Origin of the sequence: Idiomarina sp. 017G (assembly GCF_004362265.1) — a bacterium.
GTDB lineage: Bacteria > Pseudomonadota > Gammaproteobacteria > Enterobacterales > Alteromonadaceae > Idiomarina > Idiomarina loihiensis.
Window position 1 is genome coordinate 1 of the sequence record NZ_SNWT01000004.1, and the last position, 22,679, is coordinate 22,679.

Below are 22,679 nucleotides of genomic sequence, written 5' to 3' on the forward strand. Positions count from 1 at the left end.
ATGTTGGTCAGAATGCAGCGGTAGCGCTTGTTCAGGTATAGCTCGTCAATGCCCAGGATGCGGGGCGTCTCGAAGCGGTGCCAGCGCCCCAGGAACTCGGCGCGGGCGTTGAAGATGTCGCGCACCGTCTTCTCGTCCAGGCCGGTCTGTGCCGCCACAAAGGTGTAGGGGTGGTTGAAGGATTCCTTCTCCACGTACTCATGCAGCCGCAGTGTCATACGGAATCCGTCCACCATCTCCGGTAGCTGGGGCCTGAATGTTGTCTTGCAGGCCCGGCAGGTGTATCGGCGGCGGACCACCCAGAGAGTGACCCGCTTGCCGTGGATGGGCAGATCACGATAGGGAACATCACGCTTGCCGAACCGCACGAACTCACCCTGCACGCCGCATTCCTCGCAAGCGACGGGATCGGGCGCGTCCACCTGGAAGTGCATTTCGTCGTCGGTTGATTTGCAGCCCAGTACTTGGTATTGCGGCATGTGAAGAATGTTGTCGGGAAGTTCGGTCATGGTGTTGTATAGGCGAAGGTGTCAGTCAGATCCATCCGACTCGGCATTGGTGTTTGTTTTTTTACCCAAAAAGCTGCCGGAAACGAAAAGTAAGGCACCGAGGACAATTGCAATATCAGCCAGGTTGAAGGCCGGCCAATGCCAGTCTCGCCAATAGAAATCAAAGGAATCCACAACATAGCCACGAAAGACCCGGTCAATCAGGTTGCCCATGGCGCCACCGAGGATAAGACTGTAAGCGATGGCTTCTCCTTTATGACGATTTTCAAGGATCAGCTTGATCAGAAAAATCGAGACCGCCACCGCGATCCCGATAAAAAAGTAGCGCTGCCAGCCTCCACCATTCGCAAAAAGACTGAATGCGGCACCGGTGTTCCATAGGTGCACCCAGTTAAAGAACGGGGTCACCGAAACAGACTCGCCATAGGCCATTGATTGCTGCACCAGCCACTTTACAGCCTGATCAGACGTTGCCAGCAGGCCCGATATGGACAATAGGGCATACGGCGAGAGCTTTTTGCCAATAATGAGCATTATTTAACCCTTGAGCGCCAGAATGCGCCTGGCACCGTTAAGCACGACGAGCCCCGCGATGGTGCCGATAATTAGATCCGGATAATTGGAACCGGTCCACGCGACCAGGGCGCCGGCGGTGATGACCCCCAGGTTGATCACCACGTCGTTGGCCGAGAATATCCAGCTTGCCTTCATGTGCGCCCCGCCCTCCCGATGTTTGGATATGAGCAGCAGACAACTGGTATTGGCAATCAATGCGACGAATGCGATAGCCATCATCACCAGCGATTCAGGCTCACTACCGAATACAAAGCGTCTCACCACCTCTATGAGTACGCCCACAGCCAAGATCAGTTGCAGTACACCAGCAACATGCGCGGCACGTAACTGCATTCTCACGCTATGTCCAACCGCATAAAGGGCGAGCCCGTACACGGCCGCATCGGCGAAATTGTCCAGGGACTCTCCAATCAGGCCGGTGGACTGGGCGATCAGGCCGGCTGTCATTTCCACTACGAAAAGGAGTGCATTGATGCCGAGCAACCAGCGCAGAGTCCCGGATTCTTGCGTGGCAGAGGCTGCCGAGAACTCGGCCGCCTTGATGGTCTCCGGATCGGCAGCGACGCTTTCCTGAAGCGAGGCGCCTAGCTCCAAGGTCTTCAGTTTCGAGCTGACGGGCTCGACCTCACCGTCATGCACGACCTTCACCCGGCGGTTCGACAAGTCGAAGGACAGTGCCCGAATCCCCTCAACGCCGTTCAGGGCCAGGCGAATCATGCGCTCTTCTGATGGACAGTCCATCTTCGGCACGGCATAAACACTGACCCATTCCCCCGACGCATCGGAGGAGGCCTGCATATCGGTATCCGCCGCAGGCCTTGCATCGTCGCCACAGGGGCCTCCGCAGTTTTTACTCATGATATGACTCCACTTGAATGTGATCGGGCTTTCATTTAATACTATATAGTAGCTATAAGGTCAATAGCGTAGAGAATCCGTTGCGGAGGAACCCGATGCGTATTGGTCAGTTGGCACAGTCAGTAGGGGTAGATACACAGACGATCCGCTTCTACGAACGGCAGGGCTTGTTGCCGCCGCCTGATCGGCAGGACAACGGTTACCGTGTCTATACCGAGAAGCATGGTGAGGGGCTGGCCTTCATCCGTCGCTGCAGAATCCTGGGCCTGTCACTGGCTGAGATTCACGAACTACAGAGCTATCAGGACGACCCTCATCAGCCTTGTACCGCCGTCAACGCCTTGCTCGATGATCACATCTCTCATGTGCGGTCGCAGATAACCGCTCTGCAAGCGCTTGAGAAACAACTCGTTTCACTGAGAGCGAGTTGCAACGATGACCGGGAAGTTGAGGCGTGTGGGGTTCTTGCTGGAATTAGCGAAGGAAACATGCACCAGCAGTAGGTGAAGCATCAACCAGATAATCCGATGAGATGCCGGTCTGTCTCACTCTCATGCAAAGGTAAGATCAACCATTTAATCCGCTTACCCGAATTTATTTGCCACTACACGTTCACAAGTTGCAGACCACTATAGCTATGTTCAACGTGTTAAGCGAGTATTGGGCATAGCCAAAAAGTTAAAAGATTCATTTGTGAAAAAGCTTTCAATCAAAAAACTAAAGCTGAAGTTTTAGTAACAAGGTAAGTAACACGCTTGAATCTTAATATTTTTTATCCACTATAAAACAATAAGTTATTAGATCTTATCGATTCCGCCTCCGGCACCAACTTCTTCCTAAAGCCCTGCACTTCGTGCGGGGCTTTTTTGTATCTGTAGCCTGATGTTCACATCAGGTGCGATATCTCACCTGACATAAATGTCAGGCTACATATCAGAGAACAATATTTGGCCATTGAACCTGACGTGAACGTCAGGCTACATGCGGTTACAGAAGGTTAAAAGGGTCATCCACTGAGCGAGATGGTTCGGTAAACCAGAAAGGGCCCTCTTCGCTCATATAAAAATGGTCTTCCAGGCGCACGCCGAACTTTTCCGGGTTAATCACCATAGGTTCATTACTGAAACACATTCCCGGTGCCAGCGGGGTCTTGTCCCCACCGACTAAATACGGCCATTCATGCAAGTCCATACCTATACCATGGCCTGTTCTGTGCGGTACGCCGGGTAATTGATAGTCCGCCTTTAAGCCCAGTTCGTTCAACTTAACCCGAACCGCGTCATCAACGGATTCGCAGCTTTTACCGATACGAGCCGCATCAAAAGCAGCCTGCTGTAAATCACGTTCGTACTGCCAGAACACTTGTTGCTCTTCAGTCGCGTTGCCAAAGGGGTATGTACGGGTAATATCGGAGTGATAGCCATGCAGCTTGCAACCGGTATCAATAAGCACCCAGTCGTCTTTTTCTAAGCGCTGCTCGTAATTAACGCCGTGCGGGTAACTGGTGCCTTTCCCAAATAACACAATACAGAAAAACGACCCGGACGCTCCCACCTTACGGTGTGCTTCATTAATAAAAGCTCTGACTTCAGAAGCTGTTACGCCCTCGTGCAGCATGGCACCGGTGGCTCTGTGCACGGCCATGGTCATATCCATTGCCGCCTGAATTAACGCCAGCTCTGCGGGCGACTTATGCATGCGGCAGGCAGCGGTAATAACTTTTGCGTCGCACATTGTTTCGGCTGGTTTACGCTCTTCCAGCTTTGCCACAACGCTGTAAGGTGTAGACTCATCCAACGCCAGTTTATAGCCGTCAGAAAAATGCTCGGTTAGAAAAGCCAACAACCGCTCATAAGGTGATTCGTGTTCGTCCCACAAAAGCGTGTCCATAGGCAGTACCATTGCCTGGGTTAATGAACCGACTTCAAACGCGGGCGCTATTAAGGTGACATCCCCTTCAACCGGAAGAACGGCCCCGACCAAACGCTCACTGGGGTACCATTTTAAGCCGGTAAAATATTCCAGGTTAGTACCTGCGTTTAAATACATAGCGCTGATGCCTTGTTCCTGCATCAGTTTCTGTGCATTAGCAACGCGCTGTCGGTATTCTTCCAGTTTAATAGGCTGAACACCTTCGGTCATATCTTCCAACGCACTGAGGGCTTCCTCAGCTCGCGCAATTCCCACACCATGGGTCATAAAACACTCCTCTTATTAATTGTGCCACCAAGACAAACTCTGTATCGATTCGTCAATTACCTACTTAGCTACATGAATAATCTCAACTGACTGTAGACCGCGGTTGGTTTTCCATTGAATAGACTGCCCTACGGAAAGACCAATAAGCGCTGCCCCCAAAGGAGCAAAAACCGATAAGCTGTCTTCATATTTATCCACCTGATCGGGCGCAGTCAGGATTTTTGTAAACACTTTCCCCGTTTCTAAAACCTTAAAGGTCACTTGCCGATTCAGACAAGCTACGTCGGCTGGAATGACATTTGGTTCAACAATTTTAGCACGGGCCAGCTCAACCTCTAACTCATCCAAAAACTCTCGAGGTAAACTGGTCTCATCTAAATGATGTTCAATTACGGCCATATCGACACACGAAATAACAATGTTAGGTCTAGTATTCATAATTCTCTCTCATAAAAAAAGGCTCCGGAGAGCCCTTTAAGTTTACTCTTCAAGTTTCTTTTTCTTCTTTTCTTTTCGTTTTTCTTTCAACGTTAACTGCGGTTTTTTCTTTTGTTTTTCTTTACTCATTGGATTCACCTTATCTGTTCAAATGTTTAAATTAATCGACACATTGCACAACTAAGTTACTCCAAGGCACTACCCTCCTTTGAATTCCGGCTAAGCATCAACAGATGCGAGTCGATTCTGATTTACCGTCAGAACCTCCCATTTTATTGATATACCTTTCACAGTAACTGTTGCTATATCGCCTACGCGAAGACCAAGCAACGTCGAGCCTAAGGGGGAAATAAAAGACACCAGGTAGTTATCAGTATCCGCCAACTCTGGCGGAACCAACCTAACCCTTACCTGTTCCATTGTTTTTACATTACGCAGGACAACTGAAGCTCCGACTCGAATGCGTTTTTCAATTAAGGCTTCTTTTGACTCACTGAACTCAAGTCTATTCAATAAAATACTGAGCTCTACGGGATCTATCAGCATTTGCTGCCCCGCTTCCTGAAAAATTGGGTTTGACGGACAAACCGAGGTTTTACAGAACCTGAATGCACGCTTAAGCACGGCTTTATCTCCAACCGAACTGAACATAAATTATTTAAAGGGAATAACAGACAGACTTGCCGGACGCTTAAGGCGCGTCCGGCTTAATTTGGAAAGGTGAGAGCGGTGCTCTGTATTGAATAGTTAGACTTAAACATGATGTCCTCTTAACAACTGAATCCATCATAGCCCGTTAAAAATTTAAAGCAAGCCGACGACATTCTTTAGCCGAGCAATGTAATCCTGACTAAAGACGTTCTCTGCACGTTCAATATAAGCGTCTAAGTCAACGTACTTCAGCGCATTTTTAAAATAGAACCTATCAGCAAAAGGCTGCATTTTTTCCTTTTCGAAAATGTCCTTTACTTGCCCAAAATAAACTTCAATGTCATTAACCATAGACACCATATGCCAGTCGCTACCGTACATCATTTTATCGGCCAGTTTAAAAGGTTTGTCGGTAGTGGCTTCACGCGTTAGCTCTATCTCAAGTCGTTTAGCCAGGCTTGCCTGCGCTTTCTTGCTTCCGACAATTTCGTGCAGGTAAGACAAATCACAATAGACATGCCGGTAGCGCCGACACAGCTCTACAACTTTACGAGCGTAGTTATTCGGATCATTCCATTCATCTTCCGTATCCGACAGCCACCCTTTAACCCAGCGTCCGTTCATTTTCCGCTTTCCACCACCGGCATGGCCAAAGCATAATCTCATGGTTTCTCTCTGCTTATTCTTTGTCAGCGCCTGTTCCCAATAATCCGGGTCTGAATTCAGGCCCGAGCCTTTATAGGCTTGAAAGCCTTCCGGAGTGCAGTGAGTGAAAACCGGAATGGAATACTCCACACAAAAATCCAGAAAATAATCAACAATTCGTTCCACGTTAGGTTCGTTGCCTGCAGGCTTGTACCCCATAGGAGGATAAAACTTGAACCCTGCCTTGCCATGTTCTAGTGATCTTTCTATAGCATCACGAAGCACTCGGTCAGAGGGAGACTGAGAAACAAAACGTAAAGGGTCAAATGCGGAGAAGCCAAGGACTATTCCATCCGAAAAATTCTCCAGCGCAGTCATGCGCTCCAACTGCTGATCATAAAAATCGTATTTGGGGTCATCATCAAATGGGTAAGCCATATCCATCATGTAATGAAAAAGCACATAGCGTTCCGAGAAGTTGTCGTAATAGCCTTTTAACCGCTTAAGTATCCCGACTTCACTGCGTAGCATATTCAAGACAAAATCTATTTTGTCCGCAGCGTCTTCCAGAAACTCCAGTGACTTACGTAGCATTCGCTCTATCATTTTGTGAATGCCTGAGAACCAGCCTGATATTTTATCCTGAACGCGAGTTTCTGCTTTGAAAGTCCATTTCGTTTTTATGTAATCTAACTCCAGCTCCTGAGCCGATTCACTGTCACCGTAATACTGGTGTATTTCCTTCAGAACCGAATACAGCTCGCTGTTTACGAATTGCTCCTGATAGGCTTCGACTAACTCCGGGTTGCTATCGCCTTCTTCCAGTAAATAGTGCTCTATCTCAATACAAACCAGATGGGCAAATTCGTTGCAGATTTTTTCAGTGGCGCCTTTTTTCGATGCTACTGAAAACGATTCTAGCCGCTCTTTTAGCGTGGAACTGGCGGTTAGGGAATAGGCCAGTTTGCTAATCAGCTTTGCCGGTATTTTCCAAATTCCCCAACTTTCGAGAATCCCCTGCAAAGGCACGTAGCGGGCGTTAAAAAGGTGGGTATGGGCATCAACAACGAAAGGTAGTTTACTCATGGCCGTATCCGTTTGAAGTAACCTGATTTTTCTAGGTTTTAGTTAAGTTAATAACTCATAAAAGATCAACCAGCCCCCCGACAATTGGTAACTTTTCCTAATTTTTGGTCAGACACACAAAACCAAATAAAAACAAAAATATTAAGCCATTGATTTCAAAATGATTTATTTCTGGCCTAAGAATTGCTTTGTTGTCCATAATAAGAAGATAAGAACAACAAGGAAACATCATGAGTGTAAAATTTGAAGACCGTCCACTGGAAAAGGTCCGCGAAGAGACGATTGATCAGTTGGTAATGAACTACGGCCACGGTGAATTATCTGAAGAAGCTTTTGAACGCCGGCTTGATCAAGCCATGGATGCAACTGAACATCGCCAGCTTTCCGATTTGGTAGAAGACCTGGAGCTGAAGCCCGACACCTCATACGACAGCATGAAAGAGCAGAAATTCTCACCACATTATGGCGAAGGACGCATTCAACCAACCGAAAAGGTGATATCCATACTGTCTTCTAATGAGCGCTGTGGCGTGTGGACAGTGCCGCGTGAAATCACCATCTACTCTCTGCTAGGCTCTGTAGAACTGGACTTTACCGATGCCGTTTTTCAACACCCGGACGTCACTATCAAAATTATTGGCGGGCTTTCAAGTCTTGAAGTTTTTGTGCCTGAAGAGGTTACCATTAGCACCAACGTCTTTAGTGTTCTTGGCTCTACCGAAAATAAAGCGCCCTCAATGGGCAACCTAAAGCAAGCTCCGCATATACGAATTGAAGGCTTCCAGTTGCTTGGCTCGGTTGAAGTGAAAGTAAAACGCACCATAAAAGAGAAGTTCGTAGCCTTTGCTAATAGCTTGAAGGGCACCTTTCAATCTCGGTGAAGTCGGGATAGGTGAATTCAGTTGCGAGTCGATGACCGCTGGCCTAATCTAAAAGCCTGGTACGAGCGTATGAAACAGCGCGACTCATCAAAGGTTTAAGGAATAAACATGATTGAACTCTACACATCAGCAACCCCCAATGGTTACAAAGCCACGGTCACATTAGAGGAAATGGGGCTGGACTATAAACTGCACCATGTGCAGTTGCAGGAAAATGAGCAAAAACGCCCGGAGTTCCTAAAAATGAACCCTAACGGTCGTATTCCGGTGATTGTCGATAAAAACAACGACGATTTCGCGGTGTTTGAGTCAGGTGCCATTATGCTGTATCTGGCTGAAACCTACGACAAGCTTAACCCTAAAGACCCGAAAGAACGTTCACGTATGATCCAGTGGCTGATGTTTCAGATGGGTGGCATTGGTCCCATGATGGGTCAGGCCAATGTCTTCTATCGATATTTTCCGGAAAAGCTGCCCTCAGCCATTGAACGCTATCAGAATGAAAGCCGTCGGCTTTTTGAAGTGCTGAACACACGCTTGGGCGAGTCTGAATACTTAGCGGGTGATAACTTCTCGTTAGCGGATATTGCCAACTGGTGCTGGGTGCGTACCCACGACTGGTCCGGTGTGAGTCTGGATGGCCTGGAAAACCTGAAGCGCTGGATGAACACCATTAGCGAGCGCCCTGCCTGCCAACGCGGCGTAACAAAGCCGGAGCGCATGGGCGACCCTGACGAACTGGTCAAGAGCGCCCAGAAAATGGTGCAGCGTTAAACCGAAGCCAACTGCGCCAGATATTCATCGTAACTGCCGGCAAAGTCGCGTAAGCCTTTGTCGGTAATTTCGATAATACGCGTAGCCAGAGTCGAGACGAACTCGCGGTCATGGCTGACAAACAGCAAAGTGCCTTCAAATTGTTCCAGCGCCAGGTTCAGCGACTCTATTGATTCCATATCCAGGTGGTTAGTCGGTTCGTCCATCACCAGAATGTTCGGGCGCTGCAAAATCAGTTTACCGAAAATCATCCGGCCTTTTTCACCACCAGACAAAATCGATACCGGCTTTTGAATGTCATCAGAAGAGAACAGCATACGGCCCAACACACCCCGAATAGCCTGCTCGTCGTCACCCGGTTTTTTCCACTGATACATCCACTCGTAAACGGTCATATCCTGTTTAAACCAGTGGGCGTGATCCTGCGCGTAGTAACCTATCGCCGCATTTTCAGACCACTTAATGCTGCCTGAGTCTGGCGTGTATTCACCCATTAAGCATTTCAACAACGTGGTTTTACCGATACCGTTGGCACCAATAATGGCGACTTTTTCACCCACTTCTATCGAGGTACTCAAGCCTTTTAAGACCGCTTCGTCTTCGAAGCTCTTACGCACGTTCTCGGTTTCAAGCGCTAACCGGTAGAGTTTCTTTTCCTGAGTAAAACGAATGTACGGATTAACACGACTGGAGGCTTTAACCTCGTCCAGCTGAATTTTCTCCATTTGTTTCTGACGCGACGTTGCCTGTTTAGCTTTTGACGCGTTCGCTGAGAAGCGGCTAACAAAGCTCTGCAGCTCGGCAATTTTCTCTTTTTTCTTGGCGTTATCGCTCATTAACTGCTCGCGCGCCTGAGTGGCGGCAAACATGTATTCGTCATAGTTACCCGGGTAGACGCGCAGCTCGCCATAGTCAATATCGGCCATATGCGTACAAACCGTGTTCAGAAAGTGACGGTCGTGCGAAATAATAATCATGGTGCTTTGCTTTTCGGCCAACACGCCTTCCAGCCAGCGAATGGTGTTAATGTCCAGGTTGTTGGTCGGCTCGTCCAGCAACATAATATCCGGCTCGGAGAACAGTACCTGCGCCAGTAACACCCGAATTTTTACACCCGGCGCCAGCGCCGACATCAGTCCAAAGTGCTGCTCTACCGGTATGCCCAGCCCCAGCAATAACTCACCGGCGCGTGACTCCGCAGTATAGCCATCCATTTCAGCAAACTCGGTCTCCAGGTCGGCCACACGCATGCCGTCTTCTTCGCTCATTTCGCCGCTGCTGTAAATGCGGTCCCGTTCTTCTTTTACCGCCCACAGCTCTTCGTGGCCCATAATAACGGCATCAACGACACTGTAGTCTTCGTAAGCAAATTGATCCTGACGCAACTTACCGATGCGAATATTGGGTTCCAGCGACACATTGCCAGCCGAAGGCTCCTGCTCACCACTTAATATACGCATAAAGGTCGACTTACCGCAGCCATTAGCGCCTATCAGGCCATAACGGTTACCATTGCCGAATTTAACAGAAATATTTTCAAAAAGAGGCTTTGCACCAAATTGCATGGTGATATTTGCAGCAGAAATCACGTAGTCAACATCCAGGATCATAGGGTAAAAATTGAGCGCGCAATGTACGTGTTTTTCGCGTAAATTACAAAGAAAGATTCACTATAATAGGTAAATAGATTATGCAAATGTCCTGGACAGACATCTCTTCTGGTTTAAATAGAATCTGGAATGTCGAGTTATGGAAAACCGGAGACGCGCAGATATACCTAAGCCAGGTCATTATTGCTATTACGCTGATTATTGTTGGCGTCATTGTCATACGCTGGATAGGCTCTAGTCTGGTTAAGCGTGCCTTAAAATCCGGCCACGCCTCTCAGAACACCATTTATGCTTTTCGTAAGTTATTCTCTTTTCTGGCTTATGTACTTATTGTGCTCATTGCCCTACCGGTCGCTGGCATCCCTATTACCATATTCGCGGTTCTGGGTGGTGCATTAGCCATTGGTGTCGGTTTTGGTGCCCAGAACCTGCTAAACAACCTTATTTCCGGCATGATATTAATTGCCGAGCGCCCTATCCGCATTGGCGATATTGTAGAGCTGGAGAACGAACGCGGTCGTATTGAAGAAATTGGTAACCGCTGCGTTCGCATCAAACGTTTCGACGGTGTGCATGTGCTGGTACCAAACAGCTACTTTCTGGAACAGCGCGTAGTGAACTGGACGCTGGTATCCACTGAAATACGCAGCACAGTCACCGTGGGCGTTGCTTATGGCTCGCCGATAGACAGAGTCCGCGAATTGATGATGGAAGCGGCCAGCCAACACGAGAAAATCGTTCAGCGCTTACCTTTTGAAGTGTTTTTCGATGACTTTGGTGACAACAGCCTGACGTTTAATTTGCTGTTCTGGACGGAAGTAGAAGCCCCTATGGATATTCGCCGGGTGCAGTCAGACATTCGCTTTAAGCTGGATAAGCTTTTCGCCGAGAACGATATTGTTATCGCCTTCCCTCAACGCGACGTGCATTTGGATACGTTAAAGCCGCTAGAGATAAAGATGACGTAGCCTGAGGTTCACCTCAGGTGAGGTGGATGTAGCGGGCGCTGAGGCCGCAGGGACTATTGAGGAGGACGCCCGTAAATACATCCCTGTAGGGCTTGGGCAGCGCCATCCATGGCGCTGCACACCTCCTCAATAGTCCGCTGCAACCGTCAGGCGCGCCCTCTACCACTATTCCTCTCCGTAGCCGAATGTTCAACATCAGATAATGACTTCAAGCATCTCACCTGATGTAAACATCAGGCTACTTAGAACTCGTAGCTGTAACTTAAGCTAACGACAGTTCCTACTTCTTTACTACGAACCAGAATATCCGACTGAGTCACTTCCTGATCTTCGCCCAGCAGGTTCTTAACTTTTAAGCCGATTTTAGAATTAAAGCTCGGATAATAGTTATAAACCAAGTCCAGTGAATGGAAGGGTTGCTCATAAGCGTCCTCACGTCCACCGATACCAGCCGCTAAGATACGCTCACCAAACACGTTATACACCAGTGAGGTCGCATGTTCTCCGTTAGCTGAGTCGTAGTTCAACTGGAAGTTGGCAACGTACTCAGAGTGTCCCGTCATACGCTTAGTCCGGTTGGTTAAGTTACCCGCCAATGCCGGATCAATCGACGCTTCAGAGTCACTCCAGGTTAAGTTACCAGAGGTAAAAAACCCGTTCGCCAGGTAACCTAAATCGTGCAGCCACTCAAGCTCAACGCCATAGACTTCAGCTGATTCACCATTAACGTAACTTAAGGTGTAATCTTCATCGCCCACCTGAAGCACTGACTCAATGGGGTTCTCTATGTCCTTATAGAAAGCCGCAATGGTGTAATTGTCGCCATTATCGGCATAGTACTCAAAGCGTGCATCGTAGTTACGTAAATCACTGCTCTCTAAGCCAGCTCTACCGAACGTACGAATGTCCGTAATTGGGTCGTAGTAAGCCACCGGCACTGTTTCACGTAAATCCGGACGCACAACGGTTTCGCCGTAACCAAAACGCAGCTGGTAATTATCACTGGCCATATAAGTCAACGATAAAGCCGTGTAGAGGTCGTCTTCAGCAATGGTGCTTTCAAGCACACGCTCAGGATTGAAATAATTATTTAAATCCTGCTCACTAAAAATTAAGCTCGATGTTGCCAGAGAAACCTGTTTAAAGTCTTCATAACGAACACCACCACTTACACGCCAGGTGTTATCGAATATTGCATCGAACTCACCGTAATAGGCATCAATTTTCTGAGCGGCCAGATAGTCATCCGCATTTGGCGCACCGGGTTCACGGAAAGAAATACGGAAATCGTTGTCATCAATAACATCATCCGTCAAATAACCCGTGACACCTAACACGTCATCTAAGTCGTCCAGCACTGACAAACGCGAACCCGATGCATTGTCCAGACTAAAGCGACTGGTACTGTAATAACGCGCTTTATCAACAAAGTCATAGCCTGCTTTTAGCTCAAGCTCTATTCCAGAAAATGCAAGTGGTAATGACAGGTTACCGCCGTAAGACTTAACGTTATCTTCCATATCAACAAACTGGAAAATAGCACGGTTGTCATCGCCCGTTACGCGAGTTTCAGAGAAGTTACCCTCGGTGTCATAAATATCGTCAAAACGATACGAAACTTCGGTAGGGATATCCGTTTCCGCTTTTGATTCCGTATACTGCCAGTCGAAACCAATGCCCCAATAGTCCATAAGAGTATGTTGGCCGCGGAACTGATCAACGTTTAAGACACGCTCTTCGTATTTGAATTCGTGCTCGCGGTTAGCTATACCGGTTCCAACTATGGTTTTCAGGTTACTACCGTTCGGGCTTTGCTTGATACCAAACTCCGATTCATCTTCCGAGTCTTCTAGATAAATTTTGGTATAACTGACACTGTGTGTATCTAATTCATAACCCGCAGTGAAAAAGCCGTTCAGACGCTCAGTTTCTGTCGTTACTGTGGTTTCTTCAAAGGTGTTGTAACAAGACTTAGAGATGTCTTCGACCGTCGCCAGAGACGTTGAACAATCAGCTGTTGCGTTGTTACTGATAACCGCATTTTTGCGCTCAGAAACATCCCAGTCATTATCGTAGGAAGCCGCGGCTAACACGCCTATAGTTCCACCGAAAAATGACTCGTCAAAGCTATTACCTAAGGTGGCTTTAAAGTCCATGTTAGGGTCTAAAGATTCTTTCTTCAGCACCATGTCTCGTGGTAACTGTTTAGCCAGCGACGCATTTATTGCCCGAGCCTGATTACCCGCACTATTTCCAGAACCGGTCAGACCGTCGGTATTAACAATATTACGTAGACTAAAGTCACCCTGGTAGCGGCCAATTGCGTCTTTTATGCCTGCCGGAATACCGCTGTCGTCCCGGTTATAGGTATAACCTTCGTCTGCGTTGCTATTCATGCCAACACCCGCTTCAAGACTAAAAACAAAGTCGTCAGGCAAAGAACGCGTACGAATATCAATATTACCGCCACCAAAAGCCGCCGGCATTGAAGGTGAAAACACCTTTTGCACTGCCATGCTTTCAATAATAGTTGATGGGATAATATCCAAAGGAATGACGTTACGGGTTAAATCCGGGCTGGGAATGCTGGCACCATTAATACGGGCACTTGAATAACGCTCGCCTAAACCGCGCACATAAATAAATTTACCATCGACCAGGGTTAAACCGGTCACCCGGCGTAAAGCCGAGGCCGCGTCGCTGTCGCCAGAGCGGGACAACTGCTCGGCACCCAGAATATCAGCCACAAAAGCCTGATTTTTACGTTCCTGAACAACAGCCGCGGCACTACCCTGCAAACGACTGCCGGTGGTAACCACTTCTTCAATGGTCGATTCGCGTTCAACGTCTGCTTCATCGGCTTGCTGAGCCAAAGCTGCTGGCGCAGAGACAAACAACCCTAATCCAACCGCTAAAGCAACAGGCTTGAGTTTGTATTGATTTTTCATAACCAACTCCTGCAATAAAATCGGAAAATAGGCGCAACACCGTTGCGCCTATTCATTCGCATTCCAACTCAAATTAGTCTGCGTCAGCAGCAGCTACAGCAGTTTCAACCCACTGGTACCACTCAGAGCTTGTATCGTCGTCAGACAATGCGCCGATGAAATCAACCGGAGTAAAGAAGTCATCGTTTAGTGACGTTAAGTCATTCGCCGAGATAGTGATAGAAGAAGTCATATCTGTAGAGATACCGTCGTCATTCAGAACAGTAGCGGAGCCATCAAGAATTTCGTTTACGCCGCCGTTCGGATACCAGGCTGAGTAAGTTTCGCCATCTGCAAAGGTGTTATCACCGGTATTTACGAAGTTGTTAGTACAGGCTAAAACTGAGCTGTAGAAGTCCAGCTCGCCGTTATCTACGCCTGCTTCACCGTCTGAAGTAAAGAAGATACAACCGTCGTCAGCAGTACCATTCTCTTTAACTTTCAGGACGTTATACATTTGACCCTGGAAGTTATCATCAAACTTAGTGGCAATAGATGGATCGTTATCACGTACAGATTTACCATCAGTGGTGATAATAGTTACGTTAGCAATGGTCGGTGCTGACGTTGGTGCCTGGCTGTAGTCTGGACCGTTATTTTTCTCACCGTCGGCTTCAAATCCGCCGTTACCCATGTAGTTAGTATTGCCATCTACCGTCACTGTACCGTGTTTAATAAACAGGAACTGTGCACGGCCTTGCCAACCAGCATCGATGTCCATTGAGTCATCCTGAGTATCGGTGAAAACCACGTTTTTAACATCCGCTTTCCCCCCGAAGAACTCAATACCGTCATCATAGCCTTGATGAATATGGATAAATTCATAAGATGATCCAGAACCAACAGCGTTTAAAGTTAATGAGTTAAGGTCATCGCCATCACCACCATCGCGAGGGCCTGAACCGGCGTACCAAATTTTTGCATATTTCATTGAGCCGCTGCTATCAGTGTTATCATTACCACCGTAATAGCTCACAATACCTTCAGACTCTACGTTACAAGTACCGCCATCGCGCTGTGCATCAGTACACTGGTTGGTAATACCGTTACCGTTAATAATGATGCCGCCCCAGTCTGCATAACGTGGCGCGTCGCCAGAAACATTCAGACGGTCAAATGCGTTAGCTGAGGTAAATGTAATTGGCTTGTCGAAAGTACCAACAGCATTTAACTGCGCGCCACGAGCAATCTGAATAATGGCTTCACCAGAAGTAAAGGCCAGTGTAGCACCTGGTTCAACGGTCATAACCGGGCCATTCTGGTTAATTTCACAGCTTGTCGTCGTGTCGCAATCGACACCAACTTGCAGCGCGCCTTCAAATACGTGCACACCACCGTCAGGCAACTCTTCAAAAGTAATATCTTCATCAATTTCGATGGTCGCACTGGCGAAATTTTCATCATAGGTACAGTCTTGACCGTCGTAGGTACCTTCCACATCGCCGTAACTAGCGCACTCTACGCTGGTACCGCCATCGCCACCATTACCACCGTCAGCGCCGCCGCCATTATTAACCGTTGGTGTAACATTAATGTCGCCGCCGCAACCGGCCAAAAATAAAGCTGTCGTTACTGCAGAGATTTTGAATAAGGTATTAAATTTCATTGGGTTCTCCCGACTTGGATTTTATCCAGTTATGATTTAAGTCGGGGTGAAGAGTAAAACGCTTGCATGACAATATTGTGACAACATAAGAATGTAACAATATATTCACATTTAAGTCACTTGAGGTCATGCTGTTGATCTTTGCGCTTGTTGAATAAGTAACCTATATCAATAATGAAAAACCAAAAAGGAAACCCCATGCGTAAATTATTACTCAGTTGTGTACTGACGACTCTGTCTGTACTTGCTTTACCAGCAGCGGCCTATCAATCCGAAGAGGTTATCGTCGAGCACAACGAAGTCGCCGATAATATTTATATGCTCACAGGCGCTGGCGGCAACATGCTGATGTCATCCGGCGATGACGGCGTATTCCTGGTTGATGATCAATACACTCAGGTAGCAGAAAAAATTGCCGCCAAAATTAAGGAGCTGAGTGGTGAAGAGGTTCGTTATATTCTGAACACTCACTTCCACGGCGACCATGTAGGTTCTAATAGTTGGTTTGCCAATAATCAGAACTCAACTATTTATGCTCATGACCATGTGCGAGAACGCTTGAGTCAGGATAGCGATTTCAACGCAGCCGGCCTTCCAGCCATTACCTTTGATTCAACCCTTACCTTCCACTTAAACAATGACACCGTTAGTGTGTTTTATTTGCCTGCAGGCCACACCGATGGTGACAGCGCCGTATGGTTTGAAGACGCTAATGTGCTGCACCCGGGCGACTTATTCTTTAATGAACGCTTCCCTTTTATTGACCTGAAGAGCGGCGGTGACGTTGACGGCTACATTGCCAACGTTGAAGAGTTATTAAGTCGCATTAATGACGACACGGTGATCATTCCGGGCCACGGTCCGTTAGCTAACAAACAAGATTACCAAGGCTTTCTAACCATGCTTAAAGAGACCAAAGCCGAAGTTGATACCATGAAACAACAGGGAATGACCCTTGATGAAGCAAAAACCAAGGGGCTTAGCGATAAATGGGACGGCTGGAGCTGGTCCTTTATTAACGAAGAACGCTGGATCACAACGCTGTACTAAAGATTAGCCGTTCGTCCGGTGGTTGAAGGTGAAAGTCCATGGCCAGCTCATCGCAGTTGGCCAGCCTTGGGCATAATTCGCAGTCCTTCATGACTTTTTCCGGCAAGCTGTCTTTAGAACAATGACTAAAACCTTGCTGCTCAAAAAAGTCCGGTACCCGGGTCAGCACAATGACCCGGTTCAATTGCAGTAACCGCGCCTTTTTCAATAAATAAGACACCAGCATGCGACCCTGCCCGCGAACTTCCGTATGCGGATGGACACCCAGCGAGCGGATTTCGGCAAGGCCAGTGGTATAGATGTAAAGCGACGCACAACCCATCACCTTGCCGTCCACTTCGGTCACCGCAAACTCATTAATTGAATGTACGATGTCGTCCTTGGCGCGCGGTAAGTTTTCCCCTGCTCCGGCCCAGTGCTGAACTAAATCCAGAATTGCTCCAATGTCACCGAGGTTAGCATCCCTAATGCGAATTTTCTGCTGCTGTTGAGCGCTCTTTAATGCTTCGTTTACGCGCTGCGGTGAGGTACCGCCCAGAGCACAGCGCTTTTCCAGTAAGGCATCCAGCGTCAGCCACTCATAAACATCCTGCTCAATAACCGGAACAACCGCCTGAAACGCCTCCAGCGGCATATCTTCCAGCGGTTTTTGAGCCTGAATAGCCTGCTGCACTAACTCGCCCACATTATGGTGTGCCTGACGGAAAGGAACGCCTTTGGACACCAGATAGTCCGCAAGCTCGGTAGCATTCGCATAACCGCCCTGCGCTGCTTTACGGCAAACATCATGGTTCACGGTTAACCCATGCAGACTGGAAGTCATCATAGCCAGCGAGGCCTGCCAGGTGGTAAAGGCGTCAAATAAACCTTCTTTGTCTTCCTGCATGTCTTTGTTGTAAGCCAGCGGCAGAGACTTTAAGGTCATCATCAACCCAGTTAGCGAGCCCACCACGCGGCCGCTTTTGCCACGTACCAGTTCCAGCGCATCGGGGTTTTTCTTTTGCGGCATTAACGAAGAACCCGAGGTCACGTTGTCTGCCAGCTCAATAAAGCCAGCCTCGCCGGAATTATAGAAGATGAGATCTTCCGCCAGACGCGACAAATGCAGCATAGATAACGATGCCGTGCTCAAAAGTTCCACCACAAAGTCACGGTCGGAAACGGAATCTAGACTGTTGCGCGTCGCCTGGCTAAAGCCCAGCTCACTGGCAATGGCTTCACGGTCCACCGGATACGCCGTTCCCGCCAAAGCCCCGCAACCCAGCGGACTTTTATTCAGGCGCGTTACGGCATCCTCTAAACGTTCGCTGTCGCGCTGCAGCATTTCTACATAAGCTAAACACCAATGCGCCAGCAATACCGGCTGGGCTCGTTGCAAGTGGGTATAGCCGGGTATAACCGTGCCCTGTTCGCGCTCAGCTAAACCCAGCAATGCCTGCTGGGTTTGCTGCAACGCCTGTTGCAAAACTTCTGACTGCTGACGACACCATAACCGCAAGTCGGTCGCGACCTGATCGTTACGGCTACGCCCGGTATGCAGTTTTTTGGCTAAGTCTCCAACCTTGGCTATCAGTGCCGCCTCAACAAACGAGTGAATGTCTTCATCACCGCCGACAGCAACAGCCGCAGGGTCAGAACGCACTTCACCTAATAGTTCCTCCAGTGCCTGTTGTAACTGTTCGCACTCTTCAGCACTGAGCACCCCAACTTTTTGCAGGGCGTTGGCCCAGGCTTTAGAGCCGGTAATATCCTGCTCCGCCAGCACATAGTCAAAGGGTAACGAGTCATTAAACTGCTGAAACGCGGCATCGGGTCCTGCCGCAAAACGTCCGCCCCATAACGCCATAACCTATCCCTTTTGTTGTTTTTGCAGCGCCGCAATCCGGCTCGGAAGAGAGAACAACCGGATAAAGCCTTCGGCATGTGCCTGGTTGTAAACCTCATCGGCACCAAAGGTAGCAAAATCCTCGCTGTACAAGCTGTGCGGCGAACGTTTCTGTACCGCGGTTACCGAGCCTTTATAAAGCTTCAGAACCACCTCTCCACTGGCTGTTGCGCATAACGACTGTGCCGCAGACATAACCGATTGCTGCAAAGGGGTAAACCAGCGACCATCGTACAATAATTGCGCAAACTGCTCGCTCAACTGAGTTTTCCAGCTACGACTGACTTTGTCCAGCACCAGTTCATCAATAGCCTGCAACGCTGCCATCATCACGGTACCGCCCGGGGTTTCATAACAACCGCGGCTTTTCATTCCCACCAGACGGTTCTCCACAATATCCACGCGGCCAACACCGTGCTTAGCAGCAACGTCATTTAAAACACTCAAGCTTTCAAAAGGCGACAGCGCCTGGTTATTCACCGCCACAATTTCGCCGTTTTCCACCGTAACAGAAAGGTATTCGGGTTTGTCCGGTGCCTGCTCCGGCGATGCCGTCATAGTCCAGACCTTCTCGGTAGGCTCGCACCAGGGGTCTTCAAGTTCGCCACCTTCGTGCGAAATATGCCAGGCGTTAGCGTCGCGGCTGTAGATTTTGGTCGCTGAAGCTGAACAGGGAATATTACGTTCCGCCAGATAACCTAGCAAAGACTCGCGGCTGCTTAACTCCCATTCCCGCCAGGGCGCAATCACTTGTAAGTCTGGTGCTAAGGCCGCATAACAAGACTCAAACCGCACCTGATCGTTACCTTTACCAGTACAACCGTGAGACAGTGCGTCAGCACCGACTTTACGCGCCACTTCAACCTGAGCTTTGGCAATTATCGGCCGCGCCATAGCGGTGCCCAATAAGTAAGTGCCTTCATAAATTGCGCCGGTTTTCAGGGTCGGGTACACATAGTTTTTAACGAATTCGTCCTTTAAGTCCACCACATGGCATTCAGAAGCACCTGAAGCTTTGGCCTTTTCCTCAACGCCTTCCAGCTCTTCTGCTCCCTGCCCAACGTCAGCCACAAAGGCCACCACTTCACAGCCATAGTTTTCTTTTAACCAGGGCACAATCGCCGAGGTATCCAGGCCACCAGAATAGGCCAGTACCACTTTTTTTACATTGCTCATGAGGCTTTCTCCATAAATTCTGGCAGTGCGGCTGCCGTGGGGTTTAATAATAAAGTTAATAAGGCATTTTGCGCATACAGGCGGTTCTCAGCCTGCTGAAAACAGCGCGACAGCGGGCCGTCCATTACATCGGAGGTAATTTCGTAGCCCCGATGCGCTGGCTGACAGTGCAACACCGAAGTGGCGCCGCTGTGCTCGACCAGCTGCGAATTGATTTGGTAGGGCTGGAAGGTGTCGCGCACTTCACTCAGCGGTTTATCATCGCCCATCGACACCCAAGTGTCGGTATAGAGCGCATCAGCACCTGCCACAGCGGCAATATCGTGGGTAACCACAATGTCAGCACCACTTTCTTCAGCTTGTTTTTTCGCTTTTTTGACAAGTTCTGCATCAGGTTCATATCCCCGAGGGCAAATAATGGTGCAATCTGTGCCCAGTGCGGCCGCAGTCAACATCAAAGAATGCGAAACATTATTACCGTCGCCCAGATACACCAGCTTCAGACCTTTCACCTTGCCGTAGTGCTCCTGCAGGGTTAAAAAATCGGCCAACGCCTGACAGGGGTGAAACCGGTCACACAAGCTGTTAACTACCGGCACTGAGGCGTGCTGAGCCAGTTCTTGTAATGTATGGTGCGACATAACCCGTGCAACAATGGCATCGGCCCAGCAGGATAAATTGCGGGCATAATCAGCAACACTTTCGCGCACGCCTATGCCCTTTCCTTGCTCATTCAAATAAACCGCATGACCGCCCAGTTTTTGCAGGCCAATATCAAAAGACAAACGCGTACGCAGACTCGGCTTTTCAAACAGAGTCACAACGCTACGGCCTGCCAGAGTCTGGCGGTATTTTTCGGGGTGTGCTTTTTGCTCTTGCGCTAACGCCAATAATTGCAATGTGTTAGCCGGAGTTAACTCCAGCCCGGATAGACAATGTTTCATCATACTTACTCACTAATCTGTGTGCCTGAATGGGTTTTACTTATCAAATTCCAACTGCCTATTCGCACACATCGTCGTAAGCGTTTTGCTGCGTTAAGTGCGCTGCGAACTTTAACCAGCATGCCATATCTAATCACACCGCTTTTTGTCAGTTCGTCAATACTCCTGCTGTCCAGCTGCTCTATCAAGCGGCCTTCGCTGTCGAGCACGCCATCGACATCGGTTAGAAACAGTAAATCGGCGTCTAAGTTTGCGGCAACCGCAACCGCGGCGTCATCGGCGTTAACATTGAACCATTCGCCCTGTTTACCGAAGCCAATAGAGCTTATTAATGGCAGGTAACCGCATTTGAGCAAATTAGTAATTAACCCGGACTCAAACAGCTCGCAAGTACCTACCTGCCCAAGCTCGGCAGATTGCCGCCGACAAGAAATACCCGCCTCATGCAGCGTTAAACCAATAGGCCATGCTCCTGCAGCAATCGCCCAGGACATCAGCTGTTTATTCGCACACCCCGCCAAAGCACCCACTATGTAAGGCATATGTTGCTCAGGGCTGACACGCAGCCCTTCATGCTTTTCACTCTTTAGGCCAGCGGTGGACAGCCATTGCTGAGCCAGAGCGCCGCCGCCGTGCACAATAACGGTATTGTTTTCAGTGTCTGACAGGGACGCGAACAGAGCTCTCATCTCATCGGGCTGTTCAAGCAGGCTGCCGCCCAGCTTTATCACTCTCATAACAGCCCCTCTTCAAGTGCTAAGCCAAGCTGCAGGTTCACACACTGAATGGCCTGGCTGGCAGCACCTTTTAGCAAGTTATCAATGGCCGAAAAAGCAATAAGCTGGTTGCCCTGCCGGTGCCAGCCAATATCCACAAAGGGTTGCTGCACCACATTCTTAATGGCTGGTCGTGCTTGTTTTTCAAAACGAACCAAAGGCTGATCTGCATAACATTGATAGGCTTTATCTAAATCGGCGTCGCTAACATCATCGTTAAGCTCGGCATATACAGTCGCCAGAATGCCGCGCGGAAACTGCGCTAAATGCGGAGTGAACAACACCTCATGCTGTAACTGTTGAGCAATTTCCGGAGTATGCCGATGCTCAAACAGCCCATACGCTTGCAAAGAAAGTTCCGCACCATGACTCGTCAGCGCGGCCTTCCGCCCGGCACCGGTCACACCGGATACCGCATTAATAATAATTTTGTTGCAGCTGAGTAAGCCTGCCTGTTTTACCGGAAGCAATGCCATTAACGCCGCTGTAGGGTAACAACCGGGCACAGCAACTAACTGTGCGGCAGCTATTTCTTGCGGGTACCATTCCGCCAACCCATAAACCGCTTGTTGTAGCCACGAGTCCTGCTGATGCTCAAAGCCGTAAAATGAGGGATAATCTTCAGTTGCGTTTAACCGAAAGCCACCGGACAGGTCTATGACTTTCAAGCCAGCAGCCAGAAACTCGGGCGCAAGCTCCACACTCACGCCATGATCCGTGCAGAGGAACACTGTGTCAGCCGAGCTTTTAATGAGCTCTTTTTTTTGGCTGGATAAGCCCTGCAACGAGAGTTTCACTAAATGTGCATATTGTGGGTGTAAATCACTCAACAACGAGCCTGCATCACTGCTATGCTCAGAAACATAACAACCCAAAAGACTAAGCGCCGGATGTTGTTGCACCAAGCGGGTTAGTTCGACGCCGACGTAACCGCTGGCTCCGATTATTGCGACTGACTGAGACTGCGCTGCTGTATACTGCATGCGACAAAAACCTGTTGCTGTTTCTGAGTAAAAATGCAGAATAACCGAATAAATATACTTATGCAATAATAGTGAAT

The 22,679-nt window shown here is 48.7% G+C and carries 20 protein-coding genes; 5 read left to right on the plus strand and 15 right to left on the minus strand.

Annotated features, from left to right (window positions below; genetic code table 11):
- The 3 genes from DEU30_RS07010 to DEU30_RS07020 all read right to left on the minus strand — a co-directional run.
- Positions 1 to 509: transposase family protein (locus DEU30_RS07010; protein ID WP_133493652.1), on the minus strand; the 509-nt coding region annotated here is incomplete at its 3' end.
- Between the two features lie 21 nt (positions 510 to 530).
- On the minus strand, positions 531 to 1,043 hold the full coding sequence (gene lspA, locus DEU30_RS07015; RefSeq protein WP_068518357.1) for a signal peptidase II: 513 nt from the start codon (positions 1,041 to 1,043) through the stop codon (positions 531 to 533).
- Between the two features lie 3 nt (positions 1,044 to 1,046).
- Entirely contained in the window at positions 1,047 to 1,943 is an 897-nt protein-coding gene (locus tag DEU30_RS07020; protein ID WP_114981953.1) for a cation transporter, read from the minus strand.
- Between the two features lie 95 nt (positions 1,944 to 2,038).
- Between DEU30_RS07020 and cadR the strand changes: the two genes are divergently transcribed.
- Positions 2,039 to 2,446, plus strand: coding sequence for a Cd(II)/Pb(II)-responsive transcriptional regulator (gene cadR, locus DEU30_RS07025; protein WP_114981952.1), 408 nt, complete (start codon positions 2,039 to 2,041; stop codon positions 2,444 to 2,446).
- Between the two features lie 484 nt (positions 2,447 to 2,930).
- Here cadR and DEU30_RS07030 read toward each other — a convergent pair whose 3' ends face one another.
- The 4 genes from DEU30_RS07030 to DEU30_RS07045 all read right to left on the minus strand — a co-directional run bounded on the left by DEU30_RS07030 (position 2,931) and on the right by DEU30_RS07045 (position 6,962).
- Positions 2,931 to 4,142 carry a Xaa-Pro peptidase family protein gene (locus DEU30_RS07030; protein WP_114981951.1) on the minus strand — a complete coding sequence of 404 codons (1,212 nt, stop codon included), beginning with the start codon at positions 4,140 to 4,142 and terminating at the stop codon, positions 2,931 to 2,933.
- Positions 4,143 to 4,202: 60 nt separating this feature from the next.
- Positions 4,203 to 4,580, minus strand: coding sequence for a GreA/GreB family elongation factor (locus DEU30_RS07035; protein WP_114981950.1), 378 nt, complete (start codon positions 4,578 to 4,580; stop codon positions 4,203 to 4,205).
- Positions 4,581 to 4,799: 219 nt separating this feature from the next.
- The gene (locus tag DEU30_RS07040; protein ID WP_227016348.1) at positions 4,800 to 5,204 is read right to left on the minus strand and encodes a GreA/GreB family elongation factor; all 405 of its coding nucleotides are present in this window, start codon (positions 5,202 to 5,204) and stop codon (positions 4,800 to 4,802) included.
- A 180-nt stretch (positions 5,205 to 5,384) separates the two neighbouring features.
- Positions 5,385 to 6,962, minus strand: coding sequence for an amidohydrolase family protein (locus DEU30_RS07045; protein ID WP_114981948.1), 1,578 nt, complete (start codon positions 6,960 to 6,962; stop codon positions 5,385 to 5,387).
- 230 nt (positions 6,963 to 7,192) lie between these two features.
- Here DEU30_RS07045 and DEU30_RS07050 point away from each other — a divergent pair, with 230 nt between their 5' ends.
- Positions 7,193 to 7,843: a DUF1707 domain-containing protein gene (locus DEU30_RS07050; RefSeq protein ID WP_114981947.1), complete on the plus strand. Its 651-nt coding sequence runs from the start codon at positions 7,193 to 7,195 to the stop codon at positions 7,841 to 7,843.
- Positions 7,844 to 7,951: 108 nt separating this feature from the next.
- Positions 7,952 to 8,617 carry a glutathione S-transferase family protein gene (locus DEU30_RS07055; RefSeq protein WP_114981946.1) on the plus strand — a complete coding sequence of 222 codons (666 nt, stop codon included), beginning with the start codon at positions 7,952 to 7,954 and terminating at the stop codon, positions 8,615 to 8,617.
- Here DEU30_RS07055 and DEU30_RS07060 read toward each other — a convergent pair.
- Positions 8,614 to 10,206, minus strand: coding sequence for an ABC-F family ATPase (locus DEU30_RS07060; RefSeq protein ID WP_114981945.1), 1,593 nt, complete (start codon positions 10,204 to 10,206; stop codon positions 8,614 to 8,616). The two genes, DEU30_RS07055 and DEU30_RS07060, sit on opposite strands and share 4 nt — an antisense overlap.
- Before the next feature lie 101 nt (positions 10,207 to 10,307).
- On the opposite strand from DEU30_RS07060, the gene DEU30_RS07065 reads away from it, so the two are divergent.
- A complete protein-coding gene (locus tag DEU30_RS07065; RefSeq protein WP_114981944.1) occupies positions 10,308 to 11,195 on the plus strand; it encodes a mechanosensitive ion channel domain-containing protein in 888 nt (295 codons plus the stop codon).
- A gap of 242 nt (positions 11,196 to 11,437) precedes the next feature.
- On the opposite strand, the gene DEU30_RS07070 is transcribed toward DEU30_RS07065, so the two are convergent.
- Both DEU30_RS07070 and DEU30_RS07075 read right to left on the minus strand, forming a co-directional pair.
- Positions 11,438 to 14,143 carry a TonB-dependent receptor gene (locus DEU30_RS07070; protein WP_114981943.1) on the minus strand — a complete coding sequence of 902 codons (2,706 nt, stop codon included), beginning with the start codon at positions 14,141 to 14,143 and terminating at the stop codon, positions 11,438 to 11,440.
- A 73-nt stretch (positions 14,144 to 14,216) separates the two neighbouring features.
- Positions 14,217 to 15,788, minus strand: coding sequence for a hypothetical protein (locus DEU30_RS07075; protein WP_034818319.1), 1,572 nt, complete (start codon positions 15,786 to 15,788; stop codon positions 14,217 to 14,219).
- Positions 15,789 to 15,986: 198 nt separating this feature from the next.
- Here DEU30_RS07075 and DEU30_RS07080 point away from each other — a divergent pair, with 198 nt between their 5' ends.
- Positions 15,987 to 16,838 (plus strand): MBL fold metallo-hydrolase, encoded by an 852-nt coding sequence (locus DEU30_RS07080; protein WP_114981942.1) that lies wholly within the window; start codon positions 15,987 to 15,989, stop codon positions 16,836 to 16,838.
- Here DEU30_RS07080 and argH read toward each other — a convergent pair.
- Genes argH through argC form a run of 5 tightly spaced genes read right to left on the minus strand, consistent with a single transcriptional unit; the run spans position 16,822 to position 22,602 of the window.
- Positions 16,822 to 18,684 carry an argininosuccinate lyase gene (argH, locus tag DEU30_RS07085; protein ID WP_114981941.1) on the minus strand — a complete coding sequence of 621 codons (1,863 nt, stop codon included), beginning with the start codon at positions 18,682 to 18,684 and terminating at the stop codon, positions 16,822 to 16,824. The genes DEU30_RS07080 and argH overlap by 17 nt on opposite strands.
- Before the next feature lie 3 nt (positions 18,685 to 18,687).
- A complete protein-coding gene (locus tag DEU30_RS07090) occupies positions 18,688 to 19,899 on the minus strand; it encodes an argininosuccinate synthase (protein ID WP_114981940.1) in 1,212 nt (403 codons plus the stop codon).
- Positions 19,896 to 20,846, minus strand: a complete 951-nt coding sequence (locus DEU30_RS07095; RefSeq protein WP_114981939.1) for an ornithine carbamoyltransferase — start codon at positions 20,844 to 20,846, stop codon at positions 19,896 to 19,898. The genes DEU30_RS07090 and DEU30_RS07095 overlap by 4 nt, the downstream gene beginning before the upstream one ends.
- Before the next feature lie 2 nt (positions 20,847 to 20,848).
- On the minus strand, positions 20,849 to 21,580 hold the full coding sequence (gene argB / locus DEU30_RS07100) for an acetylglutamate kinase (protein ID WP_011233869.1): 732 nt from the start codon (positions 21,578 to 21,580) through the stop codon (positions 20,849 to 20,851).
- On the minus strand, positions 21,577 to 22,602 hold the full coding sequence (gene argC / locus DEU30_RS07105) for an N-acetyl-gamma-glutamyl-phosphate reductase (protein ID WP_011233868.1): 1,026 nt from the start codon (positions 22,600 to 22,602) through the stop codon (positions 21,577 to 21,579). Before argC ends, argB begins: the two co-directional genes overlap by 4 nt.
- Positions 22,603 to 22,679 lie beyond the last annotated feature (77 nt).